Here is a 24,491-nt window from a genome sequence, read left to right as displayed (position 1 = left end):
CAATATCGACCCAACACGCTTAAGGAATCCCAAATGGTTTCACGTCGCAACTTTCTCAAGTCCACGTCGTCCGGCGCGCTCGCCGGGGCTTTGCCGATCGCTGGAGCGTTGGCAGCGTCCGATGCCGCGGCCGCGGAGATCTCCGCGCCAGGCATTCCCCTGTCCCTTTGCGGCCTGGACGTTCAGTCCGATCGCCCCTTTCTCCAGAGCATCCGAACGTCCCGGTTCTGCAGTCCGGCTGCGGCGCAGGAGATCGATCTCCGCTGGGGAACCGGCCAGCCACAGATCTGGCACGGTGATTCGCTGATCGTCCACTCGCGCTATGCCCCCGCCGCCGAAGGCGCGCTTCTGGAAGCGCAGCGCCGCTGGCCTGATGCTTCACCCGACTACGCGGCCTTTGAAAATTTCCACGGGGATCGCCGTGCAGTTGCCGTGGGCATCGAGCCGGGTGCCGTGCTCGTCAACCAGAAGAAAGTGCCTGGCGCAGGTGGGCGTTCCACGCTGGCCGATCTGGAACGCCATCAACTGCGCGCGCGGTTCGTGCTGACCGACTGGCACAACACGGGCGCCAGTGCCTGGGCGCTGCCTCTCGTGGCGCACCACCTGCCCCTGGCCTCGGGGAAAGGGGATGCCGGTTCGACCTTCCTCACGCCGGAAACGCTGGCGGGTCTGGAGGCCATTCAACGGGACTTCCTCGCGCGGGTGGACGTCGAGCTTCATCCCCTGCTGCCCGGCGACCAGGCCTATCGCGACCTGATCGATCCCGGCAACACGAAGACGGCCGCCCTCTATGGCAATCCCCTCGCGCTGTCACGCATCCTGAAGGAAGCAGGTCGCGCCTCTGAGGAAAGCGCGTTCGTGCAGGTCTCGCTGTCGGAGTTCCTGGGCTACCGCCTGCCGGCCATGCCGAGGTTGCAGGCGTTCCAGTACGGGGCCCAGGTGACCCATGCGGCTGCGATGGAGGTGGCGCAGGGCACGCTCGACGTATTGAGCTCGGCCCCGCGCTACTTCACGGGGTGCACGGGCTTGTCTTCCCAGGCCGAGTCGCTGCCGGGCAACCGCTACGACTTCGCGCACTACGCAGGCTTGCCGAACCTCGCGCTGTTGAGCGACGGTGGCTTCGCGGCGCGCACGCTGATGCGCTTGCACCAGGCCGTGCCCGTTGCCGAAGGGCCGGCGCATGCTGCGCGCATGGCAGCGGCCGAGGCGTTCTATGAATGGAGCGCTTTTCAGCAGGTGTAGCGGCGCCGAGGGCCAGCGCCGCGCAGGCTACACGCGCGGTGCGGGCAGCGCGCCGAGCACCGCCTCGATCGCCAGCCCGATCGCGATCAGCCGCGTGTCGCTGCCCACCGGCCCGTCGAGCTCCAGCCCCACCGGCAGCCCGCCGGCCGTGAGGCCCACGGGGATCGACAGCCCCGGCAGCCCCGCGTTGCTGCCGGGGTCGGTGTTGCGGATGTAGGTGCCGAAGGTGTCGGCCGGCGGCCCGCCGTTGATCGACACGGTGGACGAGCCGTTGGCGAGGTCGATCGTCGCCGCCGGGGCGATGGTGGTGGGGAACAGCAGCGCGTCGATGCGGTTGTTGGCGAAGCAGGCCGCGTACATCGCCTGCATCTGCGGGCGATACACGTTGATCGCATCGGCGTACGCGCCGCCGTAGGCATCCGCCAGGATGGCGCCGAACGCGCCGCGCACGTCGGGGCTGGCCACGCCCGCGGCCACGTCGGCCAGCGTGATGCCGGTGACGCCGGTGGCCGCCAGGTAGGCGGGGATGTCGGCGATGGGCTCGTGCAGCGCGATCTGGAACGACACCTGGTCGTTGAGCGCCGCCAGGCCCGAGAGGTCCACATCGAGCAGCACCACGCCGGCCGCGGCGAGCTTGTCCTTCGCGGCCTGCACCACGGCGGCCAGGCCGGTGTCGAGCCCGGCCCAGAAGCTGGCCGGCACGCCCAGCCGCAGCCCGCGCAGCGGGGCGGCCGCGGGCACGGCGCCGCCGGTGATCACCGCGTCCAGCAGTGCCACGTCGGCCACGGTGCGGCCCATGGGGCCGACGGTGTCGCGCGTGTGGCTGATGGGCACCACCGCGCCGTCGTCGTGGTAGCGCCGCTGCGCGCCGCCGTTGCCGACCGAAGGCCGCAGCCCGGCGATGCCGCACAGCGCAGCCGGCACGCGCGTGGAGCCGCCGGTGTCGGTGCCCAGGCCGGCGGTGGCGATGCGCGCCGCGATGGCCGCGGCCGTGCCGCCTGAGGAGCCGCCGGGGATGCGGCTGCGGTCGTACGGGTTGTGCACCGGCCCCGCGAACGGCGACAGGTTGGTGCTGGTGATGCCGAAGGCCAGCTCGTGCAGGTTGGCCTTGCCCAGCACGATGGCGCCGGCGTCGATCAGCTTCTGCAGCGAAGGCGCGTTGGCCGTGGGCCGCACGTTGCGCAGCGCCGGCGTGCCGCCGGTGGTGGGCAGGCGGGTGGTGTTGATGTTGTCCTTCACCACGATGGGCAGGCCCGCCAGCGCGGGCAGCGCGGTGCCGCTGCGGCGCTGCGCATCCACCTGCCGAGCGGCGGCCAGCGCGCCGGCCTCGTCGAGCACGATCAGCGCGTTGAGTTCGGCCAGTGCCTTGGCGCGGGCGATGAGCGTGGCGGTGTAGGCCTCGGCGGAGAGCCGGCCCTGGGCGATGGCCGCGACGGCCTGTGCCGAGGTCAGCGAGAGTTGTTCGGTGGTGTTCATGTCGTCGTCGTCGGAGCCGCAGGCGCCGAGCGCACCGAGCAGGGGCACGGCGGCGAGGCTGCTGGAGGCTTTCAGGAAGGTTCTGCGATCGGGCAGGGGGCGCATGCGGTACTCCGGTGGTCTGGGGGTGAGGGGTCGGTTGCAGCGAAGTTAGCCGCGCGCCCGGCCCGCGCCCATCCTCGTGAATGAGGATGCCGCAAGAGGCCCGCGCCTCAGCGCCGGAGCTTGTGCGCCAGGGCCACGCGGTTGGGCACTTCCAGCTTGCGGAAGGCGTGGTCGAGGTGCGTGCGCACGGTGGTGAGGGAGATGCCCAGGCGGCGCGCGATGTCCTTGTCGGGCAGGCCTTGCGCGGCCAGTTGTGCCACCTCGCGCTCGCGGGCGCTCAGCAGCGCGGCGGCGCCAGGGGTCTGCGGCTCGATGGCTGGCGGCGCGGAGGCGGCCTGGCTGCGGCGCAGCGCCGCCACCAGCGCGGGCCGCACGATGTCGAGCAGCGCGCGGTCGTCGGTGCTGAAGTTCTCGCGGCGCCGGTCGCGCCAGATGCGCATGTCGCCGATGTTGTCGTCGCCTGCCCAGGCGTAGAGGTTGATGCCCCAGTGCAGCCCGTCGCGCGCGAGGAAGTCGTTGAAGAACTCGGTGCGCTGCAGCGCGGCCTGCGGCATCACGTCGGTCACGCGCACTGCCGTGCGGTGCCGCTGCATCGTCAGCGTGATCGGGTCGTGGAACTGGTAGTGGCGGTCGTAGCGCGCCAGGTTGGCGGGGTCCATGTGCAGGCACAGGCCGTCGCCGAAGCGCTGGCTGCCGGCGTTCCACACGTAGCTCGCATAGTGCTGCGCGCCCAGCAGCTGCAGCATCAGCTCGCCCACGTGCAGCCGCACGTCGCGTTCGTCGTAGGGCTCGGCCAGCGCGGCCATCACACGGGCCAGCACGTCGGCCTGGCAGCGGCTGAGGTACATCGGGCTTCCTTGGCGCAGCAGGGGCGGACAGTGTGGCCGAAGCCGGGGCCGGCCGGCACCCCCATGTGCCGCAGGGTCCGGCCGCCGGCCGCGGCGCACGTGCCAGGCGCCCGGCGCCCGGCGCAGCGTACCTACACCTTCGGCGCGGGCAGCGGGCCGAGCACCGCTTCGATCGCCATGCCGATCGCCAGCAGCCGGCGGTCGCTGCCGATGGGGCCGTCGAGCTCCAGGCCCACCGGCAGGCCGCCGGCCGTCAGCCCCGCGGGCACCGACAAGCCGGGCAACCCCGCCACCGAGCCGGGATCGGCATTGCGGTTGAGCGTCGTCAGCGTGTTGGCCGGCGTGCCGTTGATCACCGAGACCGAAGAGCCGTTGGCGGCGTCGATCGGCACGGCGGCGAGGATGGTGGTGGGGAAGAGCAGCGCGTCGATCCCATGGTCGGCGAAGCAGGCCGCGTACATCGCCTGCAGGGCGGGCCGGTGCACGGCCAGGGCATCGGGGTAGCCCGCTTCGAAGGCGCGGCCGGCCACGACGTCGAACACCGCGCGCACGTCCGGGCTCGCAATGGTGGCGCGGATCTGGTCGAAGGTCAGGCCGCCGCCGTTGCTGGCAGCCAGGTAGGCCGGCATGTCGACGAGCACCTCCTCGCCGAAGAGGAAGGAGATGTGCTGGCTCAGCGCCATCGCGTCCGACAGGTCCACGCCGACCATCACCACGCCGGCCGCGGCCAGCCGCGCCTTGGCCGCCAGCGCCACGGGCTCCAGCGCACTGTCGAGTCCTTGCCAGAAGTTGAGCGGCACGCCCAGCCGCAGTCCCCGCAGGTCGGCCGCCTGCGGCACGCTGCCGCCGGTGATCGCGGCATCGAGCAGCGCCACGTCGGCCACGGTGCGGCCCATCGGCCCGATGGTGTCGCGCGTGTGGCTCAGGGGCACCACGGCGTTCTCGTCGTGGTAGCGGCGCTGCGCGAGGTTGTCGCCCACCGAGGGCCGCAGCCCGGCGATGCCGCACAACGCCGACGGCACGCGCACCGAGCCGCCGGTGTCGGTGCCCAGGCCGGCCGCCACGATGCGTGCCGCGATGGCCGCCGCGGTGCCGCCCGACGAGCCGCCCGGCACGCGGGTGGTGTCGTAGGGGTTCTTCACGGGGCCGGCAAACGGCGTGAGGTTGCTGCTGGTGATGCCCATCGACAGCTCGTGCAGGTTGGCCTTGCCGATCACGATCACGCCGGCATCGAGCAGCTTCGCCAGCGTCGGTGCATTGGCGGAGGGGCGCAGGTGCTGCAGCGCCGCGGTGCCGCCGGTGGTGGGCAGGTGGGCGGTGTTGATGTTGTCCTTCACGATGATCGGCAGCCCCGCCAGCGGGGGCAGCGCGGCGCCGCTGCGGCGCCGGGCATCGACCGCGCGGGCGGCGGCCAGCGCCCCCGCTTCGTCGAGCGTGATCACCGCGTTGAGGCCGGCCAGCGCCTGGGCGCGGTCGAGCACCGTGCGGACATAGGCCTCGGCGGTGAGGCGGCCTTGCGAGAGTGCCTGCACGGCCTCGGTCGCGGTGAGGGCGAGCTGCTCGTCGCTGTTGATGCCGCCGTCGTCCGAGCCGCAGGCGGCGAGGGTGGCCAGCGGCAGCGTGGCGAGCGTCGTGGAGGCCCTGAGGAAGGCCCTGCGGGAAGTGGTCGATGAGAACAAGTGCGGTGCTCCGTTGCACGTTATTGGGGAGTGAAGGCAGCCCGGCGCGGCCTGGAAGGGCGCGCAAGCCCGGCTCCCCGTTTCGTACAAGAAACATGCCCCATTTCCGGTCATGAACGCACACCGCGTTGGTGCGTTGGCGCGGCCTGGGCGCTTCACAGCGCAGGCTGGCAGCGGCGCGAGGGCCGCTGCCAGCGGGTCAGAGCAGGGCCAGCAGCAGCGGCACCAGCAGCGCAGTGGCGATGCCGTTGAGCGCCATCGCCAGCGCGGCGAACGCGCCGGCCTGCTCATGCACCTGCAGCGCGCGCGCGGTGCCGATCGCGTGCGAGGTGATGCCCACCGCAAAGCCGCGCACCGAGAGGTCCTTCACCCCCAGCACGTTGAACAGCGCGCGCGCCATGATGGCGCCGGCGATGCCCGTCACCGCAACGGCCACCGCGGCCAGCGAGGGCAGGCCGCCGATGCGCTCGGCCACGCCCATGGCGATCGGCATCGTGGCCGACTTGGGCGCCAGCGAGCGCAGCGTTTCGGGCGTGGCGCCCAGCAGCCAGGCGATGCCCACGGCCGAGACGATGGCCGTGGTGGAGCCGGCCAGCAGCGCGATGCCGATGGCCGGGCCCATGCGCTTCAGCCGCTCCCACTGGTTGTAGAGCGGGATGGCCAGCGCCACCGTGGCCGGCCCGATCAGGAAGTGCACGAACTTCGCGCCATCGAAATACTGCGGGTAGGGCGTGCGCGTGAGCAGCAGCACGGTGACGATCAGCGCCACCGAGATCAGCACCGGATTGACCAGCGGGTTGAGCCCGCTGCGGCGGTACAGCCACAGCGCGCCCAGGTAGGCCAGCACCGTGAGCGTGAGCCACAGCAGCGGCGATTGCGCGAGGAAGACCCAGATCTGGAAGAACTCGTGCTTCATGGCTGGGCGCCTTCGTCGGTGCCCTCCTCGGCGGTGCCGCCGCGCCGGCGCAGCAGCGCCTGCAGCACCATGCCGGTGACGGCCAGCGTGATGGCCGCGCCGCCGATGCAGGCCGCGAAGAACGGCAGCCATTCGCCGGCGACGCGGTCGAACAGCATCATCACGCCGGCCACCGCCGGGATGAACAGCAGCATCATGTTCTGCAGCAGCACGTCGGCCACCTGCTTGACGCCCGGCGGCACGCCGCCGCGCCAGACGAAGAAGCCGAACAGCAGCAGCATGCCGACCAGCGGGCCGGGCAAGGGCAGCCCGAGGGACTGCACGAGCAGCTCGCCCACGAGTTGCAGCACGAGGAGGAGGGCGAAGGCGGGAATCATGGGCGGCGCTCAGGGTTGCTGCTGCGACGGGTGCCAGAGCTGGCGCAGCAGCAGCCGCGCGCCCGCGACGTTGGTGGCGCAGGGCACGTCGTGCACGTCGCAGGCGCGCACCAGTGCGTTGATGTCGGGCTCGTGCGGCTGCGCGGTCATCGGATCGCGCAGGAAGACGACGGCGTCGAGCGACCCGACCGACAGCCGCGCGCCGATCTGCAGGTCGCCGCCCAGCGGGCCGCTGAGCAGGCGCTCCACCGTGAGGCCCACCTCGTCCTGCAGCCGCTGGCCCGTGGTGCCGGTGGCGCACAGCGTGCACTGCTGCAGGAAGGCGCTGAATTCCGTCGCCAGCGCGACCATCGCCCGCTTGCGGCCGTCGTGTGCGATGAGGGCGATGCGGATGGGCGTGGTGGCCATGCGGGCTCCTTCGGCGGATCAGGCTTTGGGGGGGAGGGGCATGTCGCGCAGCAGGCGCGCCAGCGCCTCGCCGCCGAGCAGCGTCAGTCCGTTGTCGCGCGCGAAGGCGCGCGCCGCGTCGGTGGGTTCGCCCAGCGCCACGGCGATGCCGTAGTGCGCCTCCTGCTTGTCGATGGCCTGCAGCAGGTCGCGCAGCGCCTCGGCGCCCACGCGCGCGGCCTTCCAGCGCTTGGCGCTGACCAGCGTGGTGCGGCCCTGGCGCTCGAGCGCCAGGTCGGCCCCGGGCCCGTCGACGCGGCGCACCGCGTAGCCCTCGCGGCGCCACGCGGTCGCCAGCGCCTCGGCGAACTCGTTCCAGCCCATCGTGCCGGCCGCCGTGAGCAGCGCCTGCACCTTGGCGGGCCCCGGCAGGCCCCACTGGCGGCGGGCGGCCATCACCGAGATCACGACGAAGGGCGCGCCGCCCAGCGCGCCGATCACGCGCAGCGACTCGGGCAGCATCGCAAACGCCACCACCACGAAGCCCAGCGCGACCAGGGCGCTCACCCACCAGCGCGAACGCAGGAGGATGGCAAACAGGGAGTTCTCGGCCATGCGCAGTTTCATGGGCGCGCATTGTGATCGACGGCGCGGCGCCATCCCCTGTTTCGCACACGGGTCTGCCCGGATGGGAGCCTCGCGCGCCCCCATGCATCCTGCACCGCCAACGCCTGCAACGAGGAGACGCCGATGACCCGATGGACTGCTGCTGCCTTCGTGAAACCTGCCGCGGCGGCGCTGCTGCGCCTGGCGGCCGTGCCGGCGGCCTGCGGCCTGCTGCTGGCCGGCTGCGGCAGCTCGTCGAGCAACGATCCGATGGCCTGCGCCGAGCTCGCCGGCATGGAGATCGCTGCCCGGCACATCGGCCTGCCCACCGGTGGCGCCAGGGTGACCAGCGCCACCGTGGAGCCCGCGGGCGGCACGGCGCCCAAGACCTTCGGCGAGTACTGCAAGGTGCTGGCCGAGATCGCGCCGGTCGACCCGGCCGCGCCCAAGATCATGATGCAGCTGAACCTGCCCACCGAATGGAACGGCAAGGCACTGATGTTCGGCGGCGGCGGCTACAACGGCACCATTCCCAACGTGGCCGGCAACGTGCCGGCGGGCCCGGCCGACAGGCCCAACCCGCAGGGCCTGGGCTACGCCACCTTCGCGAGCGACTCCGGCCACCAGGCCGCCGCCGATCCGCTCAACCCCGGCGTGTTCGCGCTCAACGCCGAGGCGCTGAAGAACTTCTCGTTCGAAGCCCTGAAGAAGACCCGCGACACCGCCGTCCACCTGATCGACAAGCGCTACGGCGAACGCCCGAAACGCAGCTACTTCGCCGGCGGCTCCACCGGCGGGCGCGAGGCGCTGGCCGTGACGCAGAAGTGGCCGCAGGACTTCCACGGCGCCATCGTGCTCTACCCGGCCTACGCCGCGGCCAGCCTCGACCTGCAGTTCGGCCGCATCACCCGCGCACTGGCGCAGCCGGGCGCGTACCCCAACCTCGCCAAGCGCCAGGCGCTGTTCGATGCCGCGATGGCCGCCTGCGACGGCGCCGACGGCGTGGCCGACGGCGTCATCAGCCACCAGGCCGCGTGCAACGCCAGCTTCGACCCGGCCACGGCGCTGCTCAACGGCGCGCCGCTGCGCTGCGCGGGCGGCGCCGACACTGGCGACACCTGCCTGTCCGATGCGCAGATCGCCGCGATGAAGGTGATCGACACGCCCATCGTCTTCGGCTACCCGGTGGCCAGCGGCGAGACCGGCTACCCCGGCTTCAACACCTGGGGCACCGACTTCGGCCGGCCCGGCACGGGGGTGCAGCAGACGGTGACCTACCTGGGCCTGAACACCGTGCAGCCCACCTACCCGATGCCGAACTACACGCTCGCCGGCGGCGTGCCTTACCACTCGGGATTCTGGAGCCAGTGGGCCAAGTACTTCGTGACGCGCGACGCCAACTTCGATGCACTGACGCTCGACCCGCAGAGCCCCGGCGCCTACCAGGCCCGCATCAGCGAGTTGACGGGCCTGCAGGACATCAACCGCACCGACCTGTCGGCCTTCGAGTCGCGCGGCGGCAAGATCCTGATGGCGCACGGCACGTCCGACCAGCTCGTCAGCACACGCGCCACGGCCGACTACTACCGCCGCATCCAGGCGACGATGGGCGCGGCGCGCACGCAGGGCTTCCTGCGGTACTACGAGATCCCCGGCTACGGCCATGCCGCCAGCACGGTGTTCAACGCCGCCTGGGATTCGCTGACGGCGCTGGAGAACTGGGTCGAGCGGGGCGTGGCGCCGCCGGCCCAGACGGTCGCCGACACGGTGGGCGTGCCCGGCCGCACCCGTCCGCTGTGCGAGTACCCGGCCTGGCCGCGGTACAGCGGCACCGGCGACGTCAACGCGGCCGCCAGCTTCACCTGCACGGCGCCCTGACAAAAAGTGATGACGGGTGGACGACAGGGTCATTTCTATCGTTATTTGCCTCAATTGTCGATTTCTGGTGACGAAAAGGCCTGGGAGGCGTGCACCTGCACGCCAGGCCTTCTTCTGTCATGCAGGTTTCTCCTCCTTCTTCGAGCGGCACGGAAGCCGGCGTCGGCACGCTGCACGCCGGCGCGGATGGGCGGGTAGCACGCGTCAATGGCGCGATGGCGCGCATCCTGGGTTGCACGCCCGAGGCCTTGCTCGGCCGCGAGCTGGCCGGGCTCGCCTGCGAGGACGACGCCGATGCGCAGCGCCGCGTCGTCGAGGCGCTCTACGCTGGCGAATGCACCGCCGCCCGCCTGGAGCTGCGCTACGAGCCCGAGCTGGACCGCAGCGTATGGCTCGACACCGCGCTGGCCGCGCGCCGCGACCGGGCCGGGCGCACGGTCGGGGTGCGTGTGACCGCGCTCGACATCGGCGAACGCAAGCGCCACGAAGCGCTGCAGTTGCAGCGGCACAGCCTGGCCTTGCAGGCGGCCGGGCTCGGCCTGTGGGAGTGGCGGCCGCAGACGGGTGAATTCATCGTCGACGTGTTCTGGGCGATGACGCTGGGCTACGCCGTGTCGCAGCTGGCGCCCAGCATCGACGGCGTGCGCCAGCTGTGGCATCCCGAGGACCGCGAGCGCATCGGCGCCGCGCTGGACCGCTGCCTGCGCGGCGAGGCGGCGGAGTACAGCAGCGAACACCGCCTGCGCCACCAGCAGGGCCACTGGGTGTGGCTGATGGAGCACGGCATGGTGGTCGAGCGCGATCCCGACGGCCGGCCGCTGCGGTTCATCGGCACCGCCCAGGACATCACCCAGCGCAAGCTCGCCGAGCAGGAGCTGCGGGCCGCCAAGGAGGCAGCCGATGCCGGCAACCGCGCCAAGAGCATGTTCCTCGCGAACATGAGCCACGAGATCCGCACGCCGATGAACGCGGTGATCGGCCTCACGCGGCTGGTGCTCGATACCGAGCTGGGCCCGCGCCAGCGCGACTACCTGCAGAAGGTGCATGCGTCGTCAAAGTCGCTGCTGGGCATCCTCAACGACGTGCTCGACCTGTCGAAGATCGAGGCGCAGCGCCTGGCGCTGGAGTGCATCCCGTTCGCGCTGGAGGAGCCGCTCAACAACGTCGCCAACCTGTTCGGCGCCCAGGTCGAGCAGAAGGCGCTGGACCTGTTCTTCGACGTCGCGCCCGACGTGCCGATGGAGGCCGTCGGCGATCCGACGCGCATCACGCAGGTGCTCACCAACCTGGTGGGCAACGCCATCAAGTTCACCGAGCAGGGGGAGGTGCACGTCAAGCTCGACGTGGCCGAGCGCGGCGACGCCGGCCTGCTGCTGCGCTTTGCGGTCCGCGACACAGGCATCGGGCTGTCCGAGGGCCAGATGAGCAAGCTGTTCGAGGCGTTCACGCAGGCCGACAACTCGGTCACCCGCAAGTACGGCGGCACGGGCCTGGGCCTGACCATCAGCCGCAACCTGGTGGAGCTGATGGGCGGCCACCTCGCGGTCGCGGGGCAGGAGGGGCGCGGCTGCACCTTCACCTTCACGGTGCGCGTGCAGCCCGCCCCGGGCAGCGGGCTGGCGCTCGACCTGCAGCGGGTGCGCGGCCTGCGCGCGCTGGTCGTGGACGACCAGGAGACCTCGCGCCAGATCATCGGCCGCCTCTTCGCCGCCTGGGGCATGGAGGCCGACGTGGTCGACAACGCGCCGCTCGGCCTGCAGTGCCTGCGCGAGCGCCGGGCCCGCGGCCAGCCCTATGACGTGGTGCTGCTCGACTGGCGCATGCCCGGCATGGACGGGCTCGCGATGGCGCGCCGCATGCGTGAGGAGGCCGCGCCGGGCGCCTGCCCGCCGTTCGCGGTGATGGTCACCGCCTTTGGCCGCGAGCAGCTGCTGCGCGAGGGGGGCGACCTGCCGCTCGACGCGGTGCTCACCAAGCCGGTGGTGCCGTCGGCGCTGTTCGACATCCTCACCCGCCTGCGGCACCCGGTGCCTGCCGCGGTGGCGGCGCAGGCCGTGCCGCCGCTGGGCACCTGCCGCTTCGACGGCGCGCGCATCCTGCTGGTCGAGGACAACCTGCTCAACCAGGAGGTCGCCGGCGGTTTCCTGCGCGGCCTTGGCGTGGCGCTCACCGTGGCCAACCACGGCGGGGAGGCGCTGCAGGCGCTGTCGCACGAGCGCTTCGACCTCGTCCTGATGGACCTGCACATGCCGGTGATGGACGGCCTCACCGCGACGCGGGCATTGCGCGACCGGCTGCAGGGGGAGGCGCCGCCCGTGGTGGCGATGACCGCGGCGGTGCTGAGCGAGGACCGCCAGCGCTGCCGCGAGGCCGGCATGGCCGATTTCGTCGCCAAGCCGGTCGACCCCGACGAGCTGGTGCAGGTGCTCCGCCGGCTGGTGCCGGCGCGCGCGTCGGCGGCGCCGATGGCCTGCGCGCCGGCCGCCGCGCCGGCCGAGGGCGTCGCGCTGCCGGTCGCACTCGCCGGCTTCGACAGCGCCGGTGCGCTGCGGCGCCTGCACGGCGACCGCGCGCAGCTGGCGCGCCTGCTGCAGGCCTTCGCGGCGGCCAACCGCGGCGTGTCGCAGCAGCTCGCCGCCCTGCTGGCCGGCGGCGAGCGGCGCGCCGCGCAGCACCTGCTGCACACCCTCAAGGGCAGCGCCGCGATGCTCGGGCTGGTCGACTTGTCGCAGCAAGCCGCCGCGCTCGAGGCGGCACTCTGCAGCGCCGGCGCCGGTGGGGCGGATGGCCCGGCGCTGCCGGCCGTCGCCGCCTGCCTGGACACGGCGCTGGCGGCCATCGACGCCACGGCGCCGGTGGCGCCCGCCGGCGCCGAGCCGGGCACGGCCGCGCCGGCCGCCGCGCTGTCCGAGGTCGACCGCGCCGCGCTCGCCGGCCTGCTGGCACAGCTCGGGCGGTTCCTCGACGAGCAGGAGCTGATCCCCGACGACCTGCTCGACGCGCTGCGCGGCTGGTCGCAGCGCCTGCCGGGCGAACGCATCGAGGCCCTGCTGCAGCACCTATTCGACTTTGACCACGCGGCCGCGCAGGCCGATGTCGAGCACCTGACCGCCACCTTCCGAGTCCCCGCATGACCCTGATCCTGCCCGCCAGCCCGCCCGCCACCGCCAAGCCGCTGGTGCTCGTCGTCGACGACGTGCCCGCCAACGTGCACGTGCTCGCCACCGCGCTGCGCGCGGACTACCGGATCAAGGTCGCGCTCGACGGCGCCACCGCGCTGGAGATCGCCAACCGCGAGGGCGACCAGCCCGACCTGATCCTGCTCGACGTGATGATGCCCACGATGAGCGGGCACGACGTGCTGCGCCGGCTGCGCGAGGTGGACGACACGGCCGACATCCCCGTCGCCTTCGTCACCGCGGACACCTCGCAGGGCGGGCAGGTCGCGGGGCTGAAGCTCGGGGCCTTCGACTACCTCACCAAGCCGGTGGACATCCCGGTGCTGCGCACGCGTGTGCACAACCTGATCGAGCAGCGGCGCCTGCAGCGGCAGCTGCGCGAGAGCGAGCTGAAGCTGCACGCGATGCTCGACAGCAGCATGCAGTTCATCGGCCTGCTCGACACCACGGGCCACGTGCTGCACCTGAACCGGCAGGTGCACGAGCTGCTCGCGCAGCCGTTGAAGTCGATGCTCGGCCTGCACTTCTGCGAGCTGCCGCTGTGGACGCAGCCGCGCCAGCGCACCGCGGTGCGCGAGGCGGTGGAGCGCGCCGCGGCGGGCCTGGCCAGCCGCTTCGAGACGCGGCACACCCGGCCCGACGGCAGCACGCTGGTGCTCGACTTCTCGATGCGGCCCATCCTCGGCGAGCACGGCGGGGTGGCCTTCCTGCTGCCCGAGGCGAGCGACGTCACGCAGCAGCGGGCGGCGGAAGAGAGCATCCGCCACATGGCCAACAACGACCCGCTCACCGGCCTGCCCAACCGCACGCTGCTGGCCGACCGGGTGAACCAGGCGGTGCGGGCCGCCGAACGCAGCAAGGAGCCGCTGGCGCTGATGTTCGTCGACCTGGACCGCTTCAAGTACATCAACGACACGCTGGGCCACGGCGTGGGCGACAAGCTGCTGAAAGAGACCGCGCGCCGGCTGGAGGCCAGCGTCCGCCAGTCCGACACCGTGGCGCGCGTGGGGGGCGACGAGTTCGTCGTGATGCTGCCCGAGACGACCGTGAGCGGCGCCATCGTCGTCGCGGAGAAGGTGCTGGCCAACATCGGCCAGGCCTGCCTGATCGACCAGCACGAGCTGATGGTGACGCCCTCCATCGGCATCGCGATGTACCCGGTGGACGGCCGCGACTTCGGCGCGCTGTCGAAGTGCGCCGACGTGGCCATGTACCGCGCCAAGCACGACGGCCGCAACGGCTACCGCTTCTACACGCAGGAGATGCACGAGCGGTCGTCGCGCCTGCTGCGCATGGAGACGCTGCTGCGCCAGGCCGCGGCGCGCGGCGAGCTGCACCTGCACTACCAGCCGCAGATCGACCTCGGCAGCGGCCGCTGCGTCGGGGTGGAGGCGCTGCTTCGCTGGAACAACCCCGAGCTGGGCGCGATCTCGCCCGCCGAGTTCATCCCGCTGGCCGAGGAGACGGGGCTGATCTCGCAGCTCGGCCAATGGGTGCTGCGCCACGCGGTGCAGCAGGCGCGCCGCTGGCTCGACGACGGCGTGCCCTTCGGGGTGATGGCGGTCAACGTCTCGACCATCCAGCTGCGCCAGAAGGACTTCATGCAAACCGTCGCCGACAGCCTGCGCGAGGCCGGCCTGCCGAGCGACCGCCTGGAGCTGGAGATGACCGAGAGCGCGGCCTTCGGCAACGCCGAAGCCGCCGTCAAGCTGCTCGACGAGCTGCACCGCAGCGGCGTGCGCATCTCGATCGACGACTTCGGCACCGGCTACTCGTCGCTCAGCTACCTCAAGCGCATCCACATCGACAAGCTGAAGATCGACCGCTCGTTCGTGCGCGACCTGGGCCAGGACAGCGAAGGCGAGGATGAGGCGATGGTGGAGGCCATCATCCACATGGCGCGTTCGCTGAAGGTCACCGTGATCGCCGAAGGCGTCGAGACGCTGGAGCAGCTGGAGAGTCTGCGCCTGCGGCGCTGCCACGAGGTGCAGGGCTACTTCTTCAGCCGCCCGCTGCCGCCCGGGGAGCTGGAGGCCTGGCTGCTGCGGCAGGCGCCGGGCGGCTGATCAGCCCGTCAGCCCTCCAGCGCGGTCCACCACCGTTCGCCGAACTGCTGCTGCAGGAATTCGATGAAGGTCCGAACCTTGCCCGGCACGAGCTTGGGCGAGGGGAACACAGCGTTCATCTCCTGGGCCGGCAGGTCGTAGTCCTCCAGCAGCGGCTGCAGCGCCCCCGCCTCCACGGAGGGGCCCGCCACGTACCAGGGCAGGGCGGCAAAGCCCAGCCCGGCACGGCAGGCCGCGAGCACGGCCGACAGGTTGTTCGAGCGCAGCGGCCCCTTGACGGGGACCACCAGCGTGTCGCCGCCGCGGGCGTGGAACTGCCAGCGGTCGTCGCCCATCACGCTGCTGTAGACGAGGCAGTCCTCTCCTGCCAGCGCCTGCGGGTCCGCGGGCAGCCCGCGCTGCGCAATGAGCGCCGGCGCGGCGACGAGCACCCACGGGTTCATGCCGAGGTAGCGGGCGCCCAGCGTCGAATCGGCCAGCCGCCCCATGCGCACGGCCACGTCGATGCCCTGCTCGACGAGGTTGACGTAGCGGTCGTCGAAGCTCAGGTCCAGCGTGACGCCAGGGTGCTCCCGCATGAAGCGCAGCACCAGCGGCACCAGCACCCGCCGGCCGAACGCCACCGAGCAGCTCACCCGCAGCGTGCCGCCCACGCCGCTCTGCAGCAGCGAGGCGAGGTTGCCGGCCTCCTCCAGCTCCAGCGCGATGCGCTTGCACTTGTCGTAGTAGAGCTGCCCCACCTCGGTGGGCGTGACGCCGCGCGTGCTGCGGTGGAGCAGGCGCGCGCCCAGCTGCGCCTCCAGCGCGGCGACGTGCTTGGTGGCGGTGGGCTGGGTCACGCCGAGGTCGACGGCCGCCTTGCTGAAGCTCGCGGTCTCCACGACGCGCAGGTAGAGCTGTATGCCGGTGATGCGATCCATGTGGCCACTGTAGGCGGGGGCGGCGCCCGCGGCCGGCGCGCGGGCCGGCCGCGGCGATCAGGGTTTTCGAGGATCGTGTGGCCGTTCTGCTTGACTACATTGCTTGCATACAAGAGATGCAGTCCATTTGAACGAGGAGTGACTCCATGCCGCGGTTCTTGCGTTCCCTGTTCGGCCAGGTCGTCCTGGCGCTCGTTGCCGGGGTGCTCCTCGGCTTCCTGATGCCGGAGACGGCGGTGAAGCTCAAGCCCCTGGGCGACGGCTTCATCAAGCTGGTGAAGATGCTGATCCCGGTGATCGTGTTCTGCGTCGTGGTGCACGGCATCGCCGGCGCCGGGGACCTCAAGCGCGTCGGGCGGGTGGGCATCAAGTCGCTCATCTATTTCGAGGTGGTCACCACCATCGCGCTCGCGCTGGGGCTGTTCCTCGCGTTCTGGTTCCAGCCCGGCGTGGGCATGAACGTGGACCCGAACACGCTGGACGCCAAGGCGATGAGCGCCTACGCGGACAACGCCAGCAAGCTCACCGGCGGCGGCTTCACCGAGTTCGCGATGAAGCTGATCCCGACGACGGTGGTCAACGCCTTCGCCACCGGCGACGTGCTGCAGGTGCTGCTGTTCGCCATCCTCTTCGGTTGCGCGCTGGCGCTGCTGGGCGAGCGCGGCAAGGCGGTGGCCGGGCTGATCGACGACCTCGCGCACGTGATGTTCAAGATCATGGGCCTGATCATCAAGCTGGCGCCGCTGGGCGTGCTGGGCGCCATCGCCTTCACCGTCGGCCAGTACGGCGTGGGCTCGCTCAAGCAGCTCGGCATGCTGGTGGTGCTGTTCTACGGCGCGGTGCTGGTCTTCGTGTTCGGCATCCTCGGGCTGATCATGCGGGTGTCGGGCTTCAGCCTGCTGAAGCTGCTGAAGTACCTGCGCGAGGAGCTGACGGTGGTGCTCGCCACCACCTCGAGCGACAGCGTGCTGCCGCAGATCATGGCCAAGCTGAAGCGCATGGGCATCCGCGACTCCACGGTCGGCCTGGTCATCCCCACCGGCTATTCGTTCAACCTCGACGCCTTCTCGATCTACATCACGCTGGCGGCGGTGTTCATCGCGCAGGCCACCAACACGCCGATCTCGATGAGCGACCTGCTGACGATCCTCGCGATCTCGCTGGTCACCTCCAAGGGCGCGCACGGCGTGCCAGGCTCGGCGATCGTGGTGCTGGCGGCCACGCTGCACGCCATCCCGGCGATCCCTGCGATCGGCCTGGTGCTGGTGCTGTCGGTCGACTGGTTCATGGGCATCGCCCGGGCGCTGGGCAACCTGATCGGCAACTGCGTGGCCACCGTCGCCATCGCCGCATGGGAGGGCGACATCGACCGCCAGCGTGCCCATGCCGTGCTCAACGGCGAGGCGCCCGCGCTGCCCGAGGGCGAGATCGACGAGCCCGCGCCCGTCGGCGCCGCGCCGATGGTGGCCAACCCGGCCGTGCGCTAGAGTCGCGCGCCATGTCGAACAGCAGCAGCCAGTCCGCGATCGCCGAGAGGATCGTCGAGTCGATCCTCGCGCAGAAGCTCAAGCCTGGCGAGCGGCTGGGCGAGCAGGACCTGGCCGAGCTGTTCGACGTGAGCCGCACCCTGGTGCGCGAGGCGCTGATGCAGGTCCAGGCCCGCGGCTTCGTCGAGGTGCGCAGCCGCAAGGGCTGGTACGTCGTCGAACCGTCGATCGAGGAGGCGCGCGATGCCTTCGCGGCGCGGCGGGCGGTCGAGGCGGGCATCCTGCGGCAGACCGCGGGCCGGCCGCTGCAGCAGGTGCTGCAGCGCCTGCGGCGCCACATCGCCGACGAGCAGGCTGCCATCGACGGGGCCGACCCGGCCACCCGCGCCTTCCTGCTCGCGGATTTCCACGTGTGCCTGGCCGAGTGCCTGGGCCACCGCCTGCTGGCCGACATGCTGCGCGACCTGACGGCCCGCACGACGCTGGTCGCCACGCTCTACCAGAGCACCCACGAAGCGCGTGAATCCTGCGCCGACCACGAGCGCATCGTCGCCGCGCTGGCCCAGGGGCGCATCGACCAGGCCGAGCAGCTGATGCTCGACCACATCGGCAACGTCGAATCGGCGATCGGCCAGCACGCCGAGGAGCAGGAGAGTGCGCAGGAGCGCCTGCGCGCGACCCTCGCGCCGGTGGCGCCGGTGCGCGCGCGCTGAGCTTCAGTCGCGGTCCCACCGCCCGGGCCGCTCGCGCCAGCCGGGGCCGCGGCGGTCCCACCGGTGCGGCGACCAGTGGTAACCGGGCCGCGGCCGATCCCACCGGCCCGGCACCCAGTAGTGCCCGCCGCCGCGCCAGCCCCAGTAGCCGTTGATCCAGATCGCGCCGGGGAAGGGCGCCACGCCCACCGCCTCGATCCGGACCGGCGGCGGCGCGACGGCGACCACGTCGCCGTAGTACGGGCCGGCCGGATACACCGCGCAGCCGGCCAGCAGCAACGCCGCGGCTGCCGCGGCAACCGCACCGGCACCGCGGCGCCGGGACAAGGGCAGGACGTTCATGCGCGTCTCCCGAATGGACCTGTGCTTCCAACGGCGGCCCTGCCGCGGCCGATGACCTCCGGCGTGCTTCGGTTTGTGGCTTTCTGTGAAGCGGCGCGGCGGCCGTGCCGGGCCGCCTCGCGGGTACGATCCGCACCCGTTCCCGCTGGTCCCCTCCCGCCCGTCCCCCCGTGAAGCGTTTCCGAACCCTGGGCCTGCTGCTGCTGGCTGCGCTGGCCGCGGCGCTGGTGGCCGCCGCCGTGATCGGCGCGCACGCGGCGGGCCGCCGCGCGGCGCTCGAGCGGCTGGATGCCGCCGCGCAGCACCGGCTCGACATGATCGCCAGCTCGCTCGACAGCGAACTCGCGCGGTTCGACTACCTGCCCTCGGTGCTGGAGATGACGCCCAGCGTGCTGGACCTGCTCGAGCGCCCGGCCGACGCGGCGCTGCGCGACGAGGTCAACCGCTACCTGCGGGGCGTCAACGCCACCGCGGGCGCCGACATGCTCTACGTGGTGGACCGCCGCGGCGTCGCGCTCGCCGGCGCCGACTGGGACCAGCCCGGCACGCCGGTCGGCCACGACCTCTCGTTCCGGCCCTACGTGCGTGCCGCGCTGGCGGATGGGCGGGGCCGCTTCTACGGCGTTGGCGTGACGAGCCGGCGGCCGGGCTACTACCTGTCGTTCGCGCTGACGCGGCGCGAGCGCCTCCTGGGCCTGGCCACCGTCAAGGTGCGCCTGGCCGACGCGGAACAGGCCTGGCGGCGGCTGCCGGGGCAGGTGATGGTGCTCGACGAGAACGGCGTCGTCGTGCTGTCCACGCAGGAGGTGTGGCGCTTCCGGCCGCTGGCGCCGCTGCCGGACACGCTGCGCACCGAGATCGAGCGCGGCCGGCCCTACGGCGACGCCTCGCTGACGCCGCTCGACTGGCGGCCGCACGATGCCGGCCACGGCGGCGCGCAGGGGGTGTCGCTGCATGGCGTGCGGTACATCGTCGCCGAGCGCCGCATGCAGCGCACGGGCTGGCGCATCCTCGTGCTCGACGAGATGTGGCCGGTGGTGGACCAGGCCCGCACGCTGGCGCTTGCCGCCGGCATGGGCAGTCTGGCGATGCTGATGGCGCTGGCGATCTTCTGGCTGCGCCGCCGCACGCTGCGCCAGCGCCTGGCCAACCAGGCCGCGCTGCAGGTGGTGCTGAAGGCCGCGCGCGACAACCTCGAGGCCAAGGTGCAGGAGCGCACCGCCGAGTTGCGCGCGGCGCAGAGCGAGCTGATGCATGCCGAGAAGATGGCCGCGCTCGGCCAGATGTCGGCCGGCATCGTGCACGAGCTCAACCAGCCGCTGGCGGCGATGCGCACGATGTCGGACAACGCGCTGGTGCTGCTGGAGCGCGGCAAGGCCGAGGACCTGCAGTACAACCTGTCGCGCATCGGGCAGCTGGTGGACCGCCTGGGCCGGCTCACGCAGCAGCTCAAGGGCTTCGCGCACAAGGGGCCGCCGGTGCTGGCGCCGGTGGCGGTGCACCGGGTCCTGCAGGATGCGCTGCTGCTGGTGCAGCCGCGGCTGCGCACGCAGGGCGTGGTGTTCGAGCAGCGCATCGATCCGCCGGACCTGCAGGTGCTGGCCGACGGGCTGCGGCTGGAGCAGGTGCTGGTCAACCTGCTGGGCAACGCGATCGACGCGATGGCCGGATCGCCCGAGCGGCGGCTGTGCTTCGAGGCCGTCGTGCGCGAGGGCCGCTGCCGCATCACCGTCAGCGACAGCGGCCCCGGCATCGCCGAGGAGATCCTGCCGCGCCTCTTCGAACCCTTTGCCACCAGCAAGCCGGCCGGTGCGGGGCTGGGCCTGGGGCTGACGATCTCCGCCCACATCGTGCGAGAGCTCGGCGGCACGCTGCGCGGCGGCAACCGCGCGGGGGGCGGCGCGGCCTTCACGCTCGAGCTGCCGCTGGCCGCAGAATCGCGGCATGGCTGAACCGTCCATCCGCGTGCTGTTCGTCGAGGACGACGAGGACGTGCGCATCGGCTGCCGGCAGGCGCTGGAACTGGCGGGCTTCGAGGTCGAGGCCTTCGCGCGCGTGGAGCCCGCGCGGGCGCGCGTCGCGCCCGGCATGCCCGCCGTCGTGCTGTGCGACGTGCGGCTGCCCGGCGCCAGCGGCCTCGAATGGCAGCGCGAGCTGCACGCCCTCGACCCCGAGCTGCCGGTGATCCTGATCACCGGCCACGGCGACATCGCGATGGCGGTGCAGGCGATGCAGGAGGGTGCCTACGACTTCATCGGCAAGCCGTTCGCTTCGGACCACCTGGTGTCCGTGGTGCGCCGCGCGGCCGACAAGCGGCGGCTCGCGCTGCAGGTGCGCTCGCTGCGCGAGCAGCTGGAGCACCGCCAGGGCATCGAGGCGACGCTGATCGGCCGGTCGGCGGCGATGGAGCGGCTGCGCCAGCGGGTGCTGGCGCTGGCCGCCACCTCGGCCGACGTGGTGATCTACGGCGAGACCGGCACCGGCAAGGAGCTGGTCGCGCGCTGCCTGCACGACCACGGCCCGCGCCGGCGGGCGCACTTCGTCGCGCTCAACTGCGGCGGCTTGCCCGAGCACCTGGCCGAGACCGAGCTGTTCGGACACGAGGCCGGCGCCTTCACCGGCGCGCAGCGCACGCGTGTGGGCAAGTTCGAGCATGCCGACGGCGGCACGCTGTTCCTCGACGAGATCGAGAGCATGCCGATGGCGGTGCAGGTGAAGCTGCTGCGCGCGCTGCAGGAGCGCAGCATCGAGCGCATCGGCAGCAACAAGCCGATCGCGGTCGACTGCCGCGTGGTGGCCGCGAGCAAGGAAGACCTCAAGGCGCTGGCCGAGCAGCAGAAGTTTCGCGCCGACCTCTACTACCGCATCGGCGTCGCGTTCATCGAGCTGCCGCCGCTGCGCGAGCGTCGCGAGGACATCCCGCTGCTGTTCGAGCATTTCTCGCTGGCGGCGCAGCAGCGCTTCCAGCAGTCGGCGCCGCCGCCTTCGCATGCGCAGACCGCGGCGCTGATGGCGCACACCTGGCCCGGCAACGTGCGCGAGCTGCGCAACGTCGCGGAACGCCATGTGCTCGGGCTGGCCGGGGACGACCTGGTCGCGGCCGGGCAGCCCGCCGGCCCGCCGCCCAACCTGCCGGCGCAGCTGGAGCAGGTGGAGCGGGCGCTGATCGCCGACGCGCTGCGCCGGCTCCAGGGGGACGCGGCGGCCGCCGCGCTGGCGCTGGGCGTGCCCAAGCAGACCTTCTACGACAAGCTCAAGCGCCTGGGCCTGCGGCCCGAGAACTTCCGCTGACCGGCGCCGGGCCCCCGCCCGTCTGGAAAACCGGACCTCCTGCGGCGTCCCGGTCCGACGCATCGGAACGCCTGCGCACGGGGCCGAAAGAATTCCTTTGTGAATCAACGGGTTGGCGCCGCCCGGCCGGCCGGCGCGGCTGGTCCCGGGATTGCAAATGACGAGGGCCTCACACAGCACATGAAGGAGACTGCGATGGATGCCCCGGCGAGCCCCAAGCCTTTCTACCGATCCCTGTACTTCCAGGTCATCACCGCCATCGTCATCGGCGTGTTGCTGGGCCACTTCTACCCCGAGACCGGCGCGGCGATGAAGCCGCTGGGCGACGGCTTCATCAAGCTGATCAAGATGATCATCGCGCCGATCATCTTCTGCACCGTCGTCGTCGGCATCGCCGGCATGGAGGACATGAAGAAGGTCGGCAAGACCGGCGGCCTCGCGCTGCTGTACTTCGAGATCGTCAGCTCGGTCGCGCTCGTCGTCGGCCTCTTGATCGTCAACCTCGTCAAGCCCGGCGCGGGCATGAACATCGACGTCAGCTCGCTCGACACCAAGGCCATCGCCGCGTACACGCAGCCCGGCCAGATGCAGGGCACGGTCGACTTCCTGCTGCACGTGATCCCCAACACCGTGGTCGACGCCTTCGCGAAGGGCGAGATCCTGCAGGTGCTGCTGTTCGCGGTGATGTTCGGCTTCGCGCTGCACAAGTTCGGCGGCCGCGGCACGCTGGTGTTCGACTTCATCGAGAAGTTCTCGCACGTGCTCTTCGTGATCGTCGGCTACATCATGAAGGTCGCGCCGATCGGCGCGTTCGGCGCGATGGCGTTCACCATCGGCAAGTACGGCATCGGCTCGCTGCTGTCGCTCGGCCAGCTGATGGCGACCTTCTACGCCACCTGCCTGGTCTTCGTGTTCCTCGTGCTCGGCGGCATCGCGCGGGCGCACGGCTTCTCGGTGTGGAAGTTCATCAAGTACATCAAGGAGGAGCTGCTGATCGTGCTGGGCACGTCGTCGAGCGAATCGGTGCTGCCGCGCATGATGGCCAAGCTGGAGAACCTGGGCGCGCGCAAGTCCGTGGTCGGCCTGGTGATCCCGACAGGCTACTCGTTCAACCTCGATGGCACCTCGATCTACCTGACGATGGCCGCGGTGTTCATCGCGCAGGCCACCAACACCGACATGACGCTGACGCAGCAGCTCACGCTGCTGGCCGTGCTGCTGCTCACCAGCAAGGGCGCGGCGGGTGTCACCGGCAGCGGCTTCATCGTGCTGGCGGCCACGCTGTCGGCGGTGGGCCACGTGCCGGTGGCCGGCCTCGCGCTGATCCTGGGCATCGACCGCTTCATGTCCGAGGCGCGCGCGCTGACCAACCTCATCGGCAACGGCGTCGCCACGCTGGTGGTCGCCAAGTGGACGGGCGACCTGGACGTGCAGCGCATGCAGGCGCACCTCGACGGCGAGACGGTGGCCGAGGCGGAGGAGCCGGAGCAGGTGCTGGACCAGACGACCTACCACCTGCCTGTCGCGACACGCTGAAGGTCAGCGATCCAAGGGTCTTCCCGCCCTTGGGATCGGGGCGTGCGGGCGGCCTCCCCCGCTGCCAGGGGATCAAGGCGCGCGCCGCGCGGAGGGACAGTGGCGCAGGCGCATCGCGGGGAGCGGTGCGCCGCTCTTCCGCTACTCGCCAAGGATCCCCATGAAGATCTCTCTTTCCCTGCTGCCCGCCGCCTCCGCCATCGTGATCGGCCTGCCCGCGCAGGCTGCCACGGCGTGCTCCGTCACCGACATCTCGCCCCAGGCCGCGGCCTGCGCCGGGTTCTACGACGGCAACCTGCTGAACAACAACGCGGCCAACGTGCAGGCGCAGAAGGATGCGCTGGCCTCGCTGGGGCTGGCGTGGGACGGCAACTTCACCGCGGCCGAGAAGCTCACCGGCCTCAACGGCAGCCACACGGTCGACTTCGCCAGCCTGCTCAACGGCACCACCTACGTCGGCATGCACTTTGGCAACGGGCAGGGCGGCCCGGGCCAGGCCACGGCGTTCTACCGCTTCGAGGCCGGCACCAACCTCGACACCTTCACGCTGGCCTACAACGCGAGCTCCAACGTCGTGCTGTACGCCACCGGCCCGGCGCCGGTGCCGGAGCCCGGGACCTACGCGATGCTGCTGGCCGGCCTGGGCTTCGTCGGCCTGATGACGCTGCGCCGCAGCCGCTGACACGCGCCCGCGTTCAGGGGGCGGGAAAACACCCCTGATCGTTCACTTCGCGTTAACGATGGATTTACCGCCGCCGTGCGCCCACGGCGGCCCGCGCTCCTAGAGTCCGCCTCGACAGACACCGAGGAGCGCCCATGAAGACCTACCGCATCGCCACCATCCCCGGCGACGGCATCGGCAAGGAAGTGATTCCGGCCGGACGACAAGTGCTGCAGCAACTGGCCGACGCTGGTGCCGGCTTCCGCTGCGAGTTCGAAGACTTCGGCTGGGGCGGCGACTGGTTCCGCGCCCACGGCGAGATGATGCCGGCCGACGGCCTCGAGGCCCTGAAGGACAAGGACGCGATCCTGTTCGGCTCGGCCGGCGACCCGCACATCCCCGACCACATCACGCTGTGGGGCCTGCGGCTCAAGATCTGCCAGGGCTTCGACCAGTACGCCAACGTGCGGCCCACCCGCATCCTGCCGGGCATCGACGGCCCGCTCAAGCGCTGCAAGCCCGAGGACCTCGACTGGGTCATCGTGCGCGAGAACTCCGAAGGCGAGTACGCGGGCGTCGGCGGCCGCGTGCACCAGGGCCACCCGATCGAGGCCGCAACCGACGTCTCGATGATGACCCGCGCCGGCGTCGAACGCATCATGCGCTTCGCCTTCAAGCTGGCCCGGTCCCGCCCGCGCAAGCTGCTCACCGTCATCACCAAGAGCAACGCGCAGCGCCACGCGATGGTGATGTGGGACGAGATCGCCGTGCAGGTCTCCAAG

The 24,491-nt window shown here is 71.5% G+C and carries 20 protein-coding genes; 11 read left to right on the top strand and 9 right to left on the bottom strand.

Annotated features, from left to right (window positions below; translation table 11 throughout):
* Positions 1-33 precede the first annotated feature (33 nt).
* Positions 34-1,242, top strand: a complete 1,209-nt coding sequence (locus V4F39_RS11760; protein WP_332289600.1) for a hypothetical protein — start codon at positions 34-36, stop codon at positions 1,240-1,242.
* Positions 1,243-1,269: 27 nt separating this feature from the next.
* Here the strand turns inward: V4F39_RS11760 and iaaH (V4F39_RS11755) are convergent, their stop codons facing one another.
* From iaaH (V4F39_RS11755) to V4F39_RS11725, 7 genes are all read right to left on the bottom strand, one after another.
* Entirely contained in the window at positions 1,270-2,718 is a 1,449-nt protein-coding gene (gene iaaH / locus V4F39_RS11755) for an indoleacetamide hydrolase (protein ID WP_332290539.1), read from the bottom strand.
* Between the two features lie 212 nt (positions 2,719-2,930).
* The gene (locus tag V4F39_RS11750) at positions 2,931-3,671 is read right to left on the bottom strand and encodes a helix-turn-helix transcriptional regulator (RefSeq protein WP_332289598.1); all 741 of its coding nucleotides are present in this window, start codon (positions 3,669-3,671) and stop codon (positions 2,931-2,933) included.
* Between the two features lie 131 nt (positions 3,672-3,802).
* Positions 3,803-5,284: an indoleacetamide hydrolase gene (gene iaaH / locus V4F39_RS11745; protein ID WP_332290537.1), complete on the bottom strand. Its 1,482-nt coding sequence runs from the start codon at positions 5,282-5,284 to the stop codon at positions 3,803-3,805.
* A gap of 265 nt (positions 5,285-5,549) precedes the next feature.
* Positions 5,550-6,266, bottom strand: a complete 717-nt coding sequence (locus V4F39_RS11740; protein ID WP_332289596.1) for an LrgB family protein — start codon at positions 6,264-6,266, stop codon at positions 5,550-5,552.
* Positions 6,263-6,643: a CidA/LrgA family protein gene (locus tag V4F39_RS11735; RefSeq protein ID WP_332289593.1), complete on the bottom strand. Its 381-nt coding sequence runs from the start codon at positions 6,641-6,643 to the stop codon at positions 6,263-6,265. The genes V4F39_RS11740 and V4F39_RS11735 overlap by 4 nt, the downstream gene beginning before the upstream one ends.
* A gap of 9 nt (positions 6,644-6,652) precedes the next feature.
* A complete protein-coding gene (locus V4F39_RS11730; RefSeq protein WP_332289592.1) occupies positions 6,653-7,051 on the bottom strand; it encodes a methylglyoxal synthase in 399 nt (132 codons plus the stop codon).
* An 18-nt stretch (positions 7,052-7,069) separates the two neighbouring features.
* Positions 7,070-7,645: a restriction endonuclease gene (locus V4F39_RS11725; RefSeq protein WP_332289591.1), complete on the bottom strand. Its 576-nt coding sequence runs from the start codon at positions 7,643-7,645 to the stop codon at positions 7,070-7,072.
* 135 nt (positions 7,646-7,780) lie between these two features.
* On the opposite strand from V4F39_RS11725, the gene V4F39_RS11720 reads away from it, so the two are divergent.
* The 3 genes from V4F39_RS11720 (at position 7,781) to V4F39_RS11710 (ending at position 14,759) form a co-directional block, all read left to right on the top strand.
* Positions 7,781-9,514, top strand: coding sequence for a tannase/feruloyl esterase family alpha/beta hydrolase (locus V4F39_RS11720; RefSeq protein ID WP_332289590.1), 1,734 nt, complete (start codon positions 7,781-7,783; stop codon positions 9,512-9,514).
* Positions 9,515-9,633: 119 nt separating this feature from the next.
* Complete coding sequence (locus V4F39_RS11715; protein WP_332289589.1) at positions 9,634-12,648, top strand: PAS domain-containing hybrid sensor histidine kinase/response regulator; 3,015 nt, start codon at positions 9,634-9,636, stop codon at positions 12,646-12,648.
* Entirely contained in the window at positions 12,645-14,759 is a 2,115-nt protein-coding gene (locus V4F39_RS11710) for a putative bifunctional diguanylate cyclase/phosphodiesterase (RefSeq protein ID WP_332289588.1), read from the top strand. Before V4F39_RS11715 ends, V4F39_RS11710 begins: the two co-directional genes overlap by 4 nt.
* An 8-nt stretch (positions 14,760-14,767) precedes the next feature.
* Here the strand turns inward: V4F39_RS11710 and V4F39_RS11705 are convergent, their stop codons facing one another.
* Positions 14,768-15,679 carry a LysR family transcriptional regulator gene (locus V4F39_RS11705; protein WP_332289587.1) on the bottom strand — a complete coding sequence of 304 codons (912 nt, stop codon included), beginning with the start codon at positions 15,677-15,679 and terminating at the stop codon, positions 14,768-14,770.
* Positions 15,680-15,825: 146 nt separating this feature from the next.
* On the opposite strand from V4F39_RS11705, the gene V4F39_RS11700 reads away from it, so the two are divergent.
* Entirely contained in the window at positions 15,826-17,166 is a 1,341-nt protein-coding gene (locus V4F39_RS11700) for a C4-dicarboxylate transporter DctA (RefSeq protein ID WP_332289586.1), read from the top strand.
* A gap of 11 nt (positions 17,167-17,177) precedes the next feature.
* Positions 17,178-17,879 (top strand): GntR family transcriptional regulator, encoded by a 702-nt coding sequence (locus V4F39_RS11695; RefSeq protein WP_332289585.1) that lies wholly within the window; start codon positions 17,178-17,180, stop codon positions 17,877-17,879.
* Positions 17,880-17,882: 3 nt separating this feature from the next.
* Here V4F39_RS11695 and V4F39_RS11690 read toward each other — a convergent pair whose 3' ends face one another.
* Positions 17,883-18,221 carry a hypothetical protein gene (locus tag V4F39_RS11690; protein WP_332289584.1) on the bottom strand — a complete coding sequence of 113 codons (339 nt, stop codon included), beginning with the start codon at positions 18,219-18,221 and terminating at the stop codon, positions 17,883-17,885.
* A gap of 170 nt (positions 18,222-18,391) precedes the next feature.
* Here V4F39_RS11690 and V4F39_RS11685 point away from each other — a divergent pair, with 170 nt between their 5' ends.
* From V4F39_RS11685 to V4F39_RS11665, 5 genes are all read left to right on the top strand, one after another.
* The gene (locus tag V4F39_RS11685) at positions 18,392-20,173 is read left to right on the top strand and encodes a sensor histidine kinase (protein WP_332289583.1); all 1,782 of its coding nucleotides are present in this window, start codon (positions 18,392-18,394) and stop codon (positions 20,171-20,173) included.
* A complete protein-coding gene (locus tag V4F39_RS11680; protein ID WP_332289582.1) occupies positions 20,166-21,512 on the top strand; it encodes a sigma-54-dependent transcriptional regulator in 1,347 nt (448 codons plus the stop codon). Before V4F39_RS11685 ends, V4F39_RS11680 begins: the two co-directional genes overlap by 8 nt.
* Positions 21,513-21,707: 195 nt before the next feature.
* Positions 21,708-23,048, top strand: a complete 1,341-nt coding sequence (locus V4F39_RS11675; protein WP_332289580.1) for a dicarboxylate/amino acid:cation symporter — start codon at positions 21,708-21,710, stop codon at positions 23,046-23,048.
* Positions 23,049-23,208: 160 nt separating this feature from the next.
* Positions 23,209-23,730 (top strand): PEP-CTERM sorting domain-containing protein, encoded by a 522-nt coding sequence (locus V4F39_RS11670; protein ID WP_332289578.1) that lies wholly within the window; start codon positions 23,209-23,211, stop codon positions 23,728-23,730.
* Positions 23,731-23,864: 134 nt separating this feature from the next.
* On the top strand, positions 23,865-24,491 hold a 627-nt coding region (locus tag V4F39_RS11665), incomplete at its 3' end, for an isocitrate/isopropylmalate family dehydrogenase (RefSeq protein WP_332289577.1).

This window comes from Aquincola agrisoli (genome assembly GCF_036621135.1).
Classification (GTDB): domain Bacteria; phylum Pseudomonadota; class Gammaproteobacteria; order Burkholderiales; family Burkholderiaceae_C; genus Aquincola; species Aquincola agrisoli.
This window is presented reverse-complemented; position numbering and strand designations above follow the sequence as displayed.